The 14,414-nt window shown below is 48.1% G+C and carries 8 protein-coding genes and 4 pseudogenes; 3 read left to right on the top strand and 9 right to left on the bottom strand.

All coding sequences use genetic code 11. The features are described from left to right. Window positions 1–162: 162 nt before the first annotated feature. Window positions 163–1,454 (bottom strand): annotated as a pseudogene (locus ACGF63_RS21480) (IS4 family transposase). A gap of 99 nt (window positions 1,455–1,553) precedes the next feature. Next, window positions 1,554–4,232, bottom strand: a pseudogene (gene traN, locus ACGF63_RS21475) (conjugal transfer mating pair stabilization protein TraN); the annotation flags it as partial. Window positions 4,233–4,338: 106 nt separating this feature from the next. Between traN and ACGF63_RS21470 the strand changes: the two are divergent. The 3 genes and pseudogenes from ACGF63_RS21470 to ACGF63_RS21460 form a co-directional block, all read left to right on the top strand. After that, window positions 4,339–4,482 (top strand): annotated as a pseudogene (locus tag ACGF63_RS21470) (helix-turn-helix domain-containing protein); the annotation flags it as partial. A gap of 990 nt (window positions 4,483–5,472) precedes the next feature. Next, a complete protein-coding gene (locus ACGF63_RS21465; protein ID WP_387633089.1) occupies window positions 5,473–6,540 on the top strand; it encodes a YhcG family protein in 1,068 nt (355 codons plus the stop codon). Window positions 6,541–6,775: 235 nt separating this feature from the next. Continuing rightward, a pseudogene (locus tag ACGF63_RS21460) lies at window positions 6,776–6,916 on the top strand (IS3 family transposase); the annotation flags it as partial. Between the two features lie 463 nt (window positions 6,917–7,379). Here the strand turns inward: ACGF63_RS21460 and ACGF63_RS21455 are convergent. Genes ACGF63_RS21455 through ACGF63_RS21425 form a run of 7 tightly spaced genes read right to left on the bottom strand, consistent with a single transcriptional unit; the run spans window position 7,380 to window position 14,290 of the window. Then, the gene (locus ACGF63_RS21455; RefSeq protein WP_387633088.1) at window positions 7,380–8,387 is read right to left on the bottom strand and encodes a TraU family protein; all 1,008 of its coding nucleotides are present in this window, start codon (window positions 8,385–8,387) and stop codon (window positions 7,380–7,382) included. Next, entirely contained in the window at window positions 8,384–9,055 is a 672-nt protein-coding gene (locus ACGF63_RS21450; protein WP_387633086.1) for an EAL domain-containing protein, read from the bottom strand. The genes ACGF63_RS21455 and ACGF63_RS21450 overlap by 4 nt, the downstream gene beginning before the upstream one ends. Then, the gene (locus ACGF63_RS21445) at window positions 9,052–10,317 is read right to left on the bottom strand and encodes a TrbC family F-type conjugative pilus assembly protein (protein WP_387633085.1); all 1,266 of its coding nucleotides are present in this window, start codon (window positions 10,315–10,317) and stop codon (window positions 9,052–9,054) included. The genes ACGF63_RS21450 and ACGF63_RS21445 overlap by 4 nt, the downstream gene beginning before the upstream one ends. Beyond that, window positions 10,280–10,810: a S26 family signal peptidase gene (locus ACGF63_RS21440; RefSeq protein WP_387633083.1), complete on the bottom strand. Its 531-nt coding sequence runs from the start codon at window positions 10,808–10,810 to the stop codon at window positions 10,280–10,282. Before ACGF63_RS21440 ends, ACGF63_RS21445 begins: the two co-directional genes overlap by 38 nt. Beyond that, window positions 10,807–11,124: a hypothetical protein gene (locus ACGF63_RS21435; protein WP_387633081.1), complete on the bottom strand. Its 318-nt coding sequence runs from the start codon at window positions 11,122–11,124 to the stop codon at window positions 10,807–10,809. The genes ACGF63_RS21440 and ACGF63_RS21435 overlap by 4 nt, the downstream gene beginning before the upstream one ends. Before the next feature lie 14 nt (window positions 11,125–11,138). After that, window positions 11,139–13,586, bottom strand: coding sequence for a type IV secretion system protein TraC (gene traC, locus ACGF63_RS21430; RefSeq protein ID WP_387633079.1), 2,448 nt, complete (start codon window positions 13,584–13,586; stop codon window positions 11,139–11,141). Next, a complete protein-coding gene (locus ACGF63_RS21425) occupies window positions 13,583–14,290 on the bottom strand; it encodes a DsbC family protein (protein ID WP_387633077.1) in 708 nt (235 codons plus the stop codon). Before ACGF63_RS21425 ends, traC begins: the two co-directional genes overlap by 4 nt. Window positions 14,291–14,414 lie beyond the last annotated feature (124 nt).

Raw genomic sequence — 14,414 nt, 5'->3', positions numbered from 1 at the left:
CCTCTACCTTGCCCCGAAATCCGTGGAACTGGAGAACGGCGACAAAGTTGCATTCCCTTACCTTCTGGAGCAAGGCAAGGCAGAGCTATTTGTTTACCCAGAAGCGTAATCAATCGACATAAAAAAGGGGCCGAGTGGCCTAATGCTTGTCAGTTAAGATAATTATGAATGCCGTAACGGATATCGTTGCGGCTTTTTTTTCACTGCCCGTGGGTAATGCCTTTCCCTTCTTACTGGCAGCACAAAGCTTTTAGACATATCAAGCAACTGAGACATAAACTGAGGTATTTTTCCAGGAGAGACTCGGGGTAATAGGCTCAACTGACCTGTAAGATAGAGGCAAGCCTGCTTAAACCCTATTTGGTAAGGTTCTGTTCCTTTCTGGCTATACGCCATCTGAGTCATCATAAAACGCAGCAAATTGTACGCCAGTACAACACCCCACAACTCCTGCTCGATAAGCTCCGGTTTTTTACTTCTCAGAGTCAGCTCGTTTTTCAGCCTATGTTGCTTCATTTCCCTGAACCCGTGTTCAATTTCCCAACGATATCCATACAGCTCTGCAATGTCAGCTTTCGGGTATTTCTGCGGATCTGTCATTGATGTTAGTATATAAACTATTTTATTTTTGATTGTCTTACACAGTAGTCTCGCTGTCAGCGTGGCTGGGGCATTTGCCCATTTTTTTCTCGCTTGAGGTGATAATGTCAGTTCAACGAGTTCATCGTTTTTACCTAGTTTACGTACCACCTTGTATTGCGCGCCTTTTCTCAGTGGTAACATCCCGTGTTTTTCTGTACCCGATGACTGCCAGTGATGCAGAAGTCCAAGCGCATAAAATCCTTTATCCATAATAGTTAGCGTATGCTCAGATGTTTGATTGGCCAGACGAGCTGCAAGGTCAACCTCGCTGATAGCAGATACACTGCCGAAGGCAGCACCAGCCAGTAAATGGCTTGTCACCTCCATTTGGCAGACCATCCGAAGCTGCGGCCATTCAGAAGATGAATGTGCATTCGCTGTCCGACCAAAAGCAGCATCATTTTCTGGTGTATCTGGTGTACGCCAAAGTGTTCCGTCCAATGCCATCAATGTGAGTCCATTCCAGTGAGATAGGGGTGTTTTTTCAAACCAGAGTCGGCTTGTTTTATGACATCAGCGCCGAGCCGCTGACGAGCCTGAACCACGGCACTGGGAACAACAAAAGGACGCTTGCCGGGAAGAAGTATATCCAGATGAGAGACAATCTGATTCATGGACAGAGAGCGAAACAAGGCCATTCCAGTCATCGCCCAGACCATCATTTCCATCGGAAGCCTGCGTTTACGAACAGTTGCAACGCCAGTATCGACTAGGCATTCGTCAATAATCTCAGGTGAAAGAAGGTCGGAAAGAGCAGAAAATTCTTCCGGTGTATAGTTATGGATAGTCTCAAGAGCTTGGCTGAGTAGCATAAAAAAATCCGTAATCGTTATAAGTTACGGATTCTTACATAACCACTGGATCGGTCAACTGATCCTTAACTGATCGGCATTAGCCGAGTGGCCCCTTTTTTATCCACCGCCGCTCGTCGGCGCACCTGTTTTAGGGTCTATACTATTGGTTGCCTCTTTTCGCTTCGCATCAATATCAATCCCCTCTAAACGCTCTAGCGCCCTTTCCTGAGCATTCTTCCGCGTCCCGTCAATATTGAAATCGTTCCCTGCGCCTGTCAGAGAATCGAGATTTATTGAGTTTGGATCTGGGAATTTACCATTCTGCTGCAATATCCCAAGCCACTCATCCAAATTAATTTTGCTCCAATCAATCTCAGCAATTTTATCCAGTGGAATACCTTCACATCGAGGATTTTTCGGGTCTCCAAAGTTTTGACCCAGTTGAGGACGGACTTGCTCCTGAATAATGCGAGACAGCGGAGAGTTGAAACAGCAATAGACCTCTCTCTTTTCAATGCAAGCACCCAGTACCTTAGATTTACAATACGAACCTACATAGGTGCAATTTTTGAGCGCTCTTTTAGCGTTCATGGTGAACTCTTCTTCTTCGCATTTATAAATCATCTGAATCATCACCATTGAGACCACATAGATGGTGTAAATTGTCATAGCGGTACTCAGCCACGTCATCGCCGTCTCCATCATTGCTTCAGCAGCCTTTTCTGATGCGGCAACAGCGGCCTGTTCTGTTGCTGCATCTTGACCTGCGGTCTTCATAACATCCATCATCACTTGTTTAACCCGCTCTTTAAGTTGTTCTATGAGCTGGTCAACAAATTGCTCTACAGGTTGAAAAAAGGAATCTACAGCACCCGATACGTTCTCGATGTAACTTGTGAATGGCTTGGTAATTTCTGTCCATCCTTCCAAAACTGGCTCTCGGAGGACTTGATAAGCTCCTTTAAGGGCATTGCCATCTGTCAGCCCCATAACCGCACCGTCCAGTTTAGGAACTGCCATTATAAGGTTTAAGTAATCAGCAAGAGAGATGTTGGACGGTTTCTCACAACAATCAGATACACCGCCAACAGCAATTTTGCACTCGCCGACTTCCCCGGCAAATGCAGAACAAATAACGTTCTCATCGCCTGTTGGATTTTTATTGCCATCTTGTCCAGTGCAACTCATATCCTGCGTCATGAACTGTGCTGCATTTAGTAATGCCGTGGCACGAGCGAAATCCGTGCTTTGAGTTTTTGTCACGTCAAGACAGTCATCGCCCATACACCGGATGGGACCTCCGCACTGATACTCGGTTTCTTTCTCCAGCGTCGGAACCGATACGTCTGTTCCACAGTCATAGGTGTCTTCATGCACATAACAGGCCCCAGAAGTTCCCTGTGCGCCATCAACACACTTCGAGCTGATAAAACCGCACTGTGGGTTATTCTCATATTTGGTGCAGCTATTCAGTTTTCCCCCAAGGTTCACCGGGCAATGAACCTCCCCTTGGGGATCAGTCCAACAATCCATCTGCCCCTTGTAGAAGTCGTAATCTGACTTGACTCGAACTTTTTTACAGAGCTTGGGAATGTTCGGTAGTGGCGAGTCTTTGAGTTGCGATTCACAGACCTTAATACCGTTGATAACAGTACAGCCAGTGGAATCGGTAGGATCGTCAATGCAAGTGATTTCCCCATCGGCAAACCCGTCAATAACCCCCTTTGCCGACCCCACACAGCTTTGTGGAGACCATTCATCTTTGGTAATAACTTTTGCAGGGTCGTAATTGATCTTGATGCGGCCATAGCCCTCACCTTTACCTGTTACAGAAACCCGGATCTTGAAAGTTACGACATCGCCGTCTTTAACACTCTTGAAGAATGGGGTGACATCAACATTGGGGTTCGTCTCCCAGCTCGTTGCCAGCTCACACTGACCGGCAGTTTCCGGGGGAAAATTCTCATTCGGACCAGACCATGCCTTTCTTTCCTGCCCAGATTTACCGATCCAGACCTGCATGTAGTCATCCCACTTGGCGTATTCAAGTGTTGCGGAAACGATGGCTTCAGGGTTACTGACCTGAACCCGCGTGAACTCCTCGTAGATTTTGCAGTTGCCACTCCAGTAGTTATCACCAACCCGTCCAATCCATAATTCGGTACACCCCTCGCCACAGGATTTGAGGTTGTAGGGGCCATCGTAGTGTTTCACCACCGATGCGTCGTAGTCGTGGACGACCTCACAATCAGCGCTTTGATCAACAACACGCTCACAACGTTCATACTCTGGAATATGGGTATTAATAGTATTTTGTTTTATCTTTGTCTCAGCCGAACAATCCCCGAATCCCTTAGCGATGAGGTCCATATCCTCATAGGTCTTCTTGCTAAGGTTCAATACCGGATCATTGCTGAAATCAGGTCGTGAGCGATTGGACGCATCCAAGAGAATCTTATAGGCTGCTCCCGAAATAGAGGGGTTGGTGCTATTGGCATCACTCCAAAGAGACCCTTTCGCACTATTACCCACTCTATCCATATTATCACCAGAATCGTAGATGCCCTGTAACTCACCCACATTGGGCTTGTTGGCATCAGGGAAATAGTAGCTATCAGGTTTGTTGTTACTGCCACTTGTCCCAGGGAACAGATCATTAATGTTGATTTGACTCCCACCATTCATCTGAAATTGGCCGTTCTTCAAAGTTGGCATTGAGATGGTGCCGTTTTGCACTGTCCCTGAACTCGATTTGAACGAATTTGATAGGTTTTGCCCGAATGCCTGAGCCTCTTTGGCGGTTCAGGCAGGGGAGACTCACGTCTCGCCGGTTGAGAACTCCGGTACTGCGAACCCTGTTTTGAATCGCCACCATCAATAATTAACAGAAGGGGAAGCAGGTATGACTCACACTCAAAAAGACTGGCACCCAGCCGAAATTATTTGTGCATTACGCAAACGTGGTACAACTCTCGCTGCATTATCCCGTGAATCGGGATTAAGCTCATCAACATTAGCCAATACACTCTCCCGCCCTTGGCCTAAATGCGCTTTATGCGGCTGTTTATGGGGAATAATTAGTGGCCAGGCGGCTTAATGCCGCCTAATTAACCAATAATAACTTTTTATAACATAAAGTTATACCATTCCAATGGCTTAACGGCCTTAGCCATTTCTATTGGCGATACTCTTGCTCTTTGGTTACCGAAACTGATCTCCTCAATATACGGCTGAAATCAAATCTCATCTCGCCTATTTGTTGCGTTACTATCCCAAAGGGCACAATGCATTTCGTCAACTGCTGGCGTACTTTGGGCATCAAAGGTTGATGATTCCGTCTTACCAAATACTACAGGATATGTTCAGTCACGTATTTATTGCGGAGGAAAATCGCCTGAATGTTGCGGTTTCCTCGTTGCCCACAGCAATCACTGATCAACTTATTACACCGTCGTCAGATACGTATTGAAGGTTTAATCTAAATGGTATGTTGTAACTAATTTACTTATGTGAAAAAAGATATAATTACGAGTTTTACTTTCACGGTTCTTTTACTTACAACATGGCCAAACTATCCGTTTTACTGTCCTATCAGTCAGTGATGTGGCATGAAAAAATGGCAAAGCGTTTCCCAGAACGTTTTTGCGCCCACCCCAGGATGAAAATATCCACTTAACCTGCTGAAAAATAATAAAACAATTAAAATCAGTGTGAAAACCAAGCGTCAGAAATCCGAGGGATAATGGCTATAGGCTAAAAGTCCTAACGATGGGTTTTAGGTCAGTATAATTTAGACCCGTTTGCACTGCTAATAATTGTAAGCCTGTGGACGTCATAAAATGCTCCGTTTAAACTGTCTATTAATTTGTAAAAACAAATAGACAAATACTCTATAAATCGATTTAAGAGTGAGTTTTAGCCATATGCTATTAATAGGTATTTTGTTACCCGCATAAGCCAGCTATGGTTCAAGCTGAACGACAACTTGGTATTGATCACCCCACTGTTTACAACATATTCAAAGAAGCAAGGTAATATGACTTCAGAACTACAGATATACACCTCGTTACTCGCCGATGTCAAAAAACGAATCCGTAGTGGTCAGTTTAGAGCCGCTCGGTCCGTCAATGCTGAACTGATTCAGATGTACTGGGACATCGGTCGTATGCTTCATGAACGTCAGAAACAGCAGGGATGGGGGGCAGGAATTATCCCGAAGTTGGCGCGGGATATCGCCAATGAATTACCCGAAGTCAAAGGTTTTTCAGAACGGAACCTGAAGCGTATGCTACGTTTCTACAGAGAGTATGCTTTCCCTCCAGAGATGGAACAACAAAGCAACATTAATTCTTCCGAAAAATCTATATCGGCAATTGTGCCACAGGTTGTGGCACAATTGCCGTGGGGTCACAACATTCTACTGATTGAGCGGATAAGAGATCAAACTGAACGATTCTGGTATGCAGAACAGGCCCAGATACAGGGATGGAGTCGTGATTCCCTGATGCAAATGATCAAAAACAATACCTATGCCAGACAAGGTTCAGCTATTAGTAACTTTAAGAATCGGTTGCCCGTATTTCAGTCTGAGTTGGTACAACAAACCCTGAAAGATCCCTATATTTTCGATTTCCTTACTTTGGCTGACCCCTTTAAGGAACGGGAACTGGAAATGGAGTTACTCAAGCACCTTGAGAAATTCTTGCTGGAGCTTGGTGAAGGTTTTGCCTTTGTGGGACGGCAATATCCCATTACTGTAAGCGACCAAGAGTACTACATTGATCTGCTTTTTTATCATCTGACTTTAAGGGCTTTCGTTGTAATTGAATTGAAGCGAGGAGAATTCAAGCCTGAGTACGCAGGTAAGATGAATTTCTATTGCTCTGTAGTCGACGAAAAATTGCGACATGCTACCGATCAACCAACCATAGGTTTAATTCTGTGTCAGACTAAAGACCGGATACTGGCTGAATACGCTTTACGCGGTATTCAAAAGCCAATTGGTGTTTCGGATTACGAACTAACCCGCGCATTACCAGAAGATTTGAAATCCAGCTTACCAAGTATTGAGGAGCTAGAAGCAGAACTTAGTCAGGGTGGTTAAAACACTTAAAGTCAGTTTGATTAAGAACCATGATATCCGTATTCCATAAATTTAAATCGAGTAAATAGGAGGCGGGATCACTTCCTCCCCCCATCCTCCGGATTTTAAAACGGTTAACGGATTGGAATAGAGTTGAAAGAAAGTAACAGTGAATCTATGTTCATATGATGTGGTTCAATGATTTTGGTCACTCTAATAGAAGTGATACTCTTACTTAAATCATTAAACAGGTGACATGATGAAAAGACATTTCAGCCCCGAATTTAAATTGGAATCCGCCCAGCTGGTGCTTGACCAAAACTACAGCGTGATTGAATCCGCCATGGGGAGATGGGTTAGACAGTTAAAGCTAGAGCGGCAAGGTGGGGCTCCCCGTACGCTTACTGAATATCAACCCGTTCAGAAGCAATTATGAAATTACGTCCCTGACAGGACGGCTTATCCGCCAGTAACACATATCATGCAGGGTGAGGCAGTGTTGCCTCATCCCTCTTACATAACGGTACGTACGGATCTCAGTGCTCACATAAAACTCCCGTGCCCAGCTCTTGTAACGATAAAAATTACCCCATTCGGCATAAAGCCGTTCAAAAGCATATTTGGAGGCAATTGACTGTCAAGCGATTGGTCAAGCTGTCTCATCGGCGCCGATGAATCTTATCCCATCCGGTTGTTGCTGCACTATCACTGTATCCCCCGATACCGCGACCGATGCGGTACCACTCTGCCAGTTTACCTAGCCTGTATTGCATGCCGTGATAATACGAAATTTCGCGCCACGCCAGAATACCGAAGACCCACGGTGGTCAGCCGGACTTGCGTCTGCCCCTGCATGTCCGCTAATTATTGCAGCAATCGTTCCATCTCCAGATGGTATAAATCGGATCCTGACCGATAGCGGGTATTGTTCGGGATAAGCCCCAAGTCAAAATGGATTCTCCAATAACATGAGAAGAATTTGTTTCTGGAACCGGATGCAACAACGTGAATTTGTACTGAGTCTTAGGCAGTGTCGGGCTAATTACTCCCCTACACATCGCTTCGGTGCCCATTGTTTTCCACGCTAATCCCCGCCGATGAAGTGCAGCTAAAACTCGCGTACTAAGCAGGCTACTGTCACGGAGAACCCCTTTTCCTCCATTCTGATTGCCGCTGAACGGATACAGAGTGCCCCATGAACCCGCGCACCAGAAAAGCTGCTTGAGAGGTTTACCTGCGGTTGATGAAACGGCATCCGCAGTACACGCTGCGGCAGCTATCGGATTCGCTACCGCAGCGGCCTCTGGATTGGTGAAAAACGCAAGCTCATCATTATTCCAGGTAGGATCAAGTTCTGACATATACATGATATCAAGATCCATGTATCCGTCGGCGTTACAGGTCTGCTTGATAAACAGATCGAGCATCACCAGTAGAGGAAAAGCATAATAATGGTAGTGCATGAAAGAACCATCACCACCGTCCATGTCGCCCATGCCGTGATGTCCTTGGTTAGTCCGGTCAAACGGGAACCTGACACCATTCAAGACAGATGAGCAACCAGGCACTCGCTGAAATTCAACGAGCCGGGCTGGCTCCCACATTGAAGTGGTAACACCTGGCCGAGGAACGCCGAGATTATCCTCGCACATGCACAGTGGGTTGCTGACGGCTTCGCTCGGAAATGATCCTCCACCGCCACTTATAGGAACTCCTGCTACTTTGATAGGGAAAATGCAACTCCAGCAAATGTCTGTGATCAGTTTGCCGCCGATAACTTCTGCATTCTGGCATCCAGGATCAGCCGGTACCGAACTAACCCAAAAGACCGTGCTTACGGTTATGATCCGTAGGATTTTTTGTATCATGGTAGGGCCTTTACGTTATTCAAATGTTTATCCATAACAGCAGGCTTTCCGTGATAGAAACCTTGCTGCCATGACAATCCAAGTAATTTGGTGCTCTCTCCTAGGGGAAAGGTTTCCACTTGTTCAGCAATTAACTGGATACCTTTCCGTCGGCAATGGACAATGGCTGGGTAGTCTTCGAAAGAGCGGAGCCTTCTCGCGTCAAACTTGTAATAGCGCCAGTCATAACGGCTCAGGCGCTCCAGAGAAGGGTTCTTGTCTCCATAGTCATCCAGCGCCAGCTCGACCCTTGTTTCGACCAGAGCGTTCCATCTCAATGCGAGAGAGGCATCCTGTATGCCCTCAGTAATCTCAATCACAAACCGGTCTGAGTGATTTTGGGCTATGGCACGAATAACCCTTGTCCATGCTTTAAAAATGACGTCTGAGCGCAAGGTATGCTCAGAAACGTTCAGAAAAAGCGTCGGATATAAATCTAAGCATTGATGTAGTTTGTTCTGGATGAACCTTGCCACTTCCATGTCCACCAGCCCCCAATGAGGTGGAGATGACAGACTGGATGGCGTAAGAACCCGGCCTTCGTCGTACCAGCGAGCCAATACCTCAGCAGCGACAAACGAACCAGTGCCGACGTTTTTAATTGGTTTGAAAGCCGGGGCAAAAATCATTCATCGCCCTCCTCAGCAAGCTCGCGGACGACGAACTTCTTGCCTCTGGAGGTAATTACGCTTGGAGTGTGCTCCAGCTCGAATCGAGCAATCAGATCTGGAGTTAATAGATATACCGGCGCGTCAAAGTTGTCGGTGACATTCTTGTAGGAGTCCCAGCCTTTGTCCTTATCGAACGCAGTAGCGATGTAGGTGATCCGCTGCACTCCGGGCTCCTGCTTGATTTCAGGCAGTTTCTTGGCAAGCAGCTCCATTTGCTTTTTGTCTAATGGGTCGAAAACCACCACGGCCTGGGTGAATGGCCGAGTTCCTAGCTTGCAGACTTCTTTCGGGTCGCACAACGGGTTGATCACATTCCCGGCATGAGCGAACACAGTGCCATCCGGAGTGCTGATGTCACTGGTGATCATGACGCTGGGGTCAATCTCTCTGGTTCGAGTTTTAGACGCTCTGGGCAGCTCATTGAAGTTCTGTTTGGTCCAGAAGCGCTCTACTGCCTGTTTCTTCTTCTCTTCCCAGTCGATATTGGCAAGGCGTTTCTTGGAAACATCAATAAGGTCAGGTTCGCCAATATTCTCTACCGGCCCCTTGACGCCGAGATCACCCTTCTCACCGTTATCGACTTCCCGAGCGAGCCATATCGGATCGGACAAACCGGATACCTGAGCGACCACATTTGGTTGCTCACCAGGCAGCGGCTCATCTTCCAGCATCACAATCGTGGGAACGGCTGTGATTTTGTACGTTTTGAACAACGTGGGGTTGATTATGATGTTCGGCACAGGGTCTTTCTTGGCCGCCAGCGCCTGGATAGCTTTAACCCCCTGTCCCAAGTTCATCCCTTCCGGAATACCACGGAACACAATCACAGCGTCAGGCTGACCTGATACCGCACTTAGGACATCATCTAATCCCTGTTCGCCAAGAGAGATGGATGCAAAAACCAGTATCTGATGAGCTGTGTAGATACCCTTCTCAGTCTGCTTGCGATGCATGTCCTTTAGCGTTGAGTTGGTAGACTGGAGCTGCTTGAAAAACGCCTTGGCTTCGATCTGAGCCTCATCCATGTGCTGGTTCTGCAACAGAGAAGGCATCTCCATCTTCTGAGCCATTTGAGCAATCTGCTTACCTTGCTCAATAAGCACCCTGTCCTGCTCAGTGAGCGGGGATTCTTGAGCGAAAACCACACCTGCCACAGAAAGCATCAATATAGTCAGAACGGTCTTAAAACAGGGGATATGCGCGGCCAATGATCTGATCATTTTTCACAGTCCCCCAGTAGCGTGAGTCGAAGCTGAATGGGCTTTTGCCCATAAACCAGTAGTTGTCATCTTTCAACGTAGCCTTGCCGTAGAAATGGCTCTCTGGCAGATGCAGTTTCCCTGCGAGCTGGAGCCCTTCTCCGACGACATTACCGTTGACGGTGATCTTCCACTCATCATTGATCTCTACTTTATCCCCCGGCATCCCGGTTAGGATTTTGACCATGCGAGTCCCGTCCTTGTAGAAAGGCTGCATGTTCTTGGCGTGGAAGGCGTAAACCGCTCCTCTCTCCAGCGACTGGTCTTTCAGGTCGATGAGGAAGAAGGTGTAACCCGGTAGGCACTTCTCCTGTTGGGGATCAATACCAATACGGTAGCGGCTGACAAAGGCCACACCAGCAGCCCATAGAACCAGTAACGTGACACAGGCCTTAACCCCGAAACGCTTCCAGGATTCCTTTTTGACGAAATACTTCTTGAGTGAAAATCTCATTTCAGTACCTCCTCTGGGAGATACACGTCACTTGGCGCACCGACCACAGCACTGGCGTCAAGAACCAAATACCCTGCATTTTTCAACTTCAAGATGGCGTTATTGGTCTTGACCATCAGCTTTTCTACTTCCTCCGGAGAGGCTCCTGCCGGATACGCTGACACCACTTTGGCGAAATCGACCACGACCACAGGCGGGGTTTGATTCAAGCGCTCATGGATGCTTGCCGTTTGTTCGTTCATCACGTAGTAGCTACCGCCAAAGCCACCAGCGACACCCAGGACGGCAGCGATTGCGATTGATTTAATGTCCATTACAGCCTCCCTGGTTATGCAGCCTGCTGACGGCTTCGCATCACGGATTTGATAGCCTCAGGGATGCTCATACCTTGTTTCACAAACTGGTCGATGGCGTTAACGTCCACCGGATCAGTCGAATACAGCAGCTTCTGGAAGTCGCCCACTATCAAGCGGCCAACGCCCATACCACTTTTCGATTTGATAAAGATTTCTGAGTACACGCCTTGAATGGTGTGTACCGTTTTGAGGGTGTGGAACCCACCTTCGGAAAGGGTCAGACGACCGCTGCGTTTAACAGATTCCACGGTTTCTTCGGTTTGACCGAGCAGGTACATGCTGGCCGAGTTCTCTGCGATAGCGCGGCCAACCGCGTTTTCATAGAGGTCATTGATAGATTGGGTGGCAATAACAACTGAACCGCCGTACTTACGGAATTTCCGGTAGGCGTGTTCCATGAACACCGAGACCTCACCCTCTTTGAGCAGGTCCCATGCCTCATCCACGATGACGACTTTCTTGCGGTTACGTTCGCCCAGGAACACTTCCTGTTGGATCTGGTAGATGAGCTGGAGCAGCACAACCTGACGCAGGTGTTTACGCCCTTGCAGCTCATCGAGCTCCAATACAGTGAACCGGTTCTGGAAACTGACGTTGTTCTTGCGAGAAAAGTATTTCCCGTAGCTCCCCTTCGACGTAAAGGCGTAGAGCTGCTGACCAATATCTTTGAGGCGCTGGTCGTTTTCTTCTTCCAGACAGCGTTCAGCAATGTCGTCAACCTTCATCTCTTTACCTTTCTCTTCCCACAGGCGAGAAAGGACTTGTTTCAACGCGGAGATCTGCCACTCATCCAGCAGGCCTTTGGCCGAGGCCATGGCACAAACGAGGCTGACAATCGCGTCCTCTTCGTCTTTATAGTTCTGTATGAGCTCGAACGGGTTAAGACAGACGTGCGTCCCTTCTTCAAAGTGAATAAAGTCACCATTAAGCATTTCCGACAGCTTCTGGTAGGACTTACCGGCGTCAATAACCCAGACCTGAGCACCTTCGGACAGGTAGGAGAAAATCAGTTCGTTGGTAAGGAACGATTTACCCGAGCCGGATTCGGCTGCAATCACCAGGTTCTTGTTCGTATTACTGTCGTGAAGAGACAAACTCATGAGCTGGCCGTTGCGCGAAATCAGCGCAGCATGGTAGGTCCCGGTCCCCTTCCACTCCCCGAACACCGGCAGCACAACGGCAGCCTGCTCGGTTGTCATAGTCTTGTAGCGGAATAGGTCTCGCACGGCATCGCGGTCGGTACAGAATGGTAGGCAGTTGAGGAACATCGGCAGCGCGACGAACTTATCCTCCATCAGCTCGAACCGAGATTCACGCCAGATATTTCGTGCGGCCATCGCCGCCGATTCAACCCGTTCTTTGGTTGGAGCAAACAAAACCACCGAGTAGGTGATCTTGACGGGTTTGGCCCCTTCTTTCATGGACTCATAGAGAGTGTCGAAACTCTCTTTTTTGTCCGCCAGCACCGGCACGAATTTGAGCATCGGTCCGTAGGCTTGGTTTACAGTGAATTGGCGCTTGCGCACCAGAGTTTTTTTCGTACTTTCGGCCTCGGGGAAAAACACATTGGTCACGACCATGTAGTTTTCTTTGATGCTGGAGTTACCGCCGCTGAGATCCCCTGCATAGGTCAACGCATCACCGAAGTAGAAAACATCAGGCAGTTTTTTCGCGGACATTACTTTCGCGTGGTAATCACCCAGCCTGATGCCGTTCTTACTGACTTCCACATCGGTACCGTAATCGAAGATTTGCTCGCAGATGGGCTTATCCATTTCCCAGTCAACAGCGTCATGTCTCCACGACGCATCCGTACCCCAATTCAGGATTGTGCTCATGATCCGGATGTAGTTCACCGCCGTCATCGTTAGAGGGCGCAGGCCAACGGTTTGAAGCGACGACTCAACCTTCGTGCGGAGCTGGGCGAGCTGCTGGAGTTCGCTTTCAGTCGGGGTGTTGCCATTGATAGGCACTTTGCACGTAACGAACAGCTTTAGGTCCTGGATCAGACCGTTGTCGTAGATGCCTTTGTTGGTCTTGGCAAATATGCGGTCTGTCGTGTGGTGCTGGAGGAAGTTAATTCGTTCCTTGATAACAGATGTCAGGAGCTCGTGACGGAAGCCATCACGCAACCCCATCATCCGGTACATCTCCTGGTTGATGTCCGGGGAACGGAACAGAACAAACTGGAGCGAGCTCTTCGACGGAAACTCCTGATTCAGGAAGCCATTCATTCGTTCCTGGACTTTCTCATCAGCACCACACAGGGGCTCACACATGAAACCAAAGCCAGCGCTGTGGTCATCCATAAGGAAGACGTGATCGTCTTCGTCATAGGCCAAAACAGGAATAATTGCGGCAGCTCGCAAGTGCTCCGGGATCAACGTTTCTTCGAGTTTCTTTTTGATGGTTACAATCATTCAGCACTCTCCAACCATGATTTCAGGTTCTTTGGACGTCCCTTGCTGACGCGGCCATCCGGAGCAACAACGAACGGAACTCCTTCAATCCCAATGAAGTGAGTTGTCAGCAGCGTTTGATCGTATTGGCCGGGGTCGCAGGTTTCTTTTGAAGGGAGTGTGCCCAGGGTGTTGTTCATGAGTGCGTCGAGCGCATGGGTCTTGTCTTTCGCGCAGTACAAGTCCTTGGCAAGACGGTTAGATTCAGCTCCCAGGGCGGGAATCACGACGAATTTGAAGGTGTACTCATCGACTAATGACTTAGCATCGTTCATCACCTGATGGCACACAGAGCAGCGAGGATCGACAAATACCACGACCTCTTTGTCGCCATGCCCCATTGAGACGGTATTCAGCGTGTCCACGTCCATGCCCATGCTCTTGAAGTGGATACGCTCTGCCACATCACGCATCTGGGACATCGTGTTGAGTGGCTTCTTGCTCCACAAATCGTAGATTTGTCCTGAAATGACAAAGCGCCCATTTTCGGAGAGGAACATGATCTGTCCGTCACTCTGGACAGCCCGGACCCCCTTAATGGGCAGCTTCACGATGTCCTCTATCTTTGCCGCTCTGGGATCGGTGATTTCCAATTTCGATGACGCATGAGCAGTGCCGGTAATAATCCCGAACACCATCAGCGCCCCAAGTAATTTTGTCCGCATGTCTATCCCCTAAGATTGGATTACTGGATGCTGGGCAGTGTATCCGAGGGATGGAAATAGACTCGCCTCTGTAATAGCCCAATTTGGACAACTCCAGCGCGATACAAAAAAGCCCGGTCTGAAA

The sequence above is a fragment of the Photorhabdus sp. RM322S genome (genome assembly GCF_042879395.1).
Lineage (GTDB): Bacteria > Pseudomonadota > Gammaproteobacteria > Enterobacterales > Enterobacteriaceae > Photorhabdus > Photorhabdus khanii.
The sequence above is the reverse complement of the archived record's forward strand: the minus strand, read 5'-3'. Positions and strand labels throughout refer to the sequence as shown.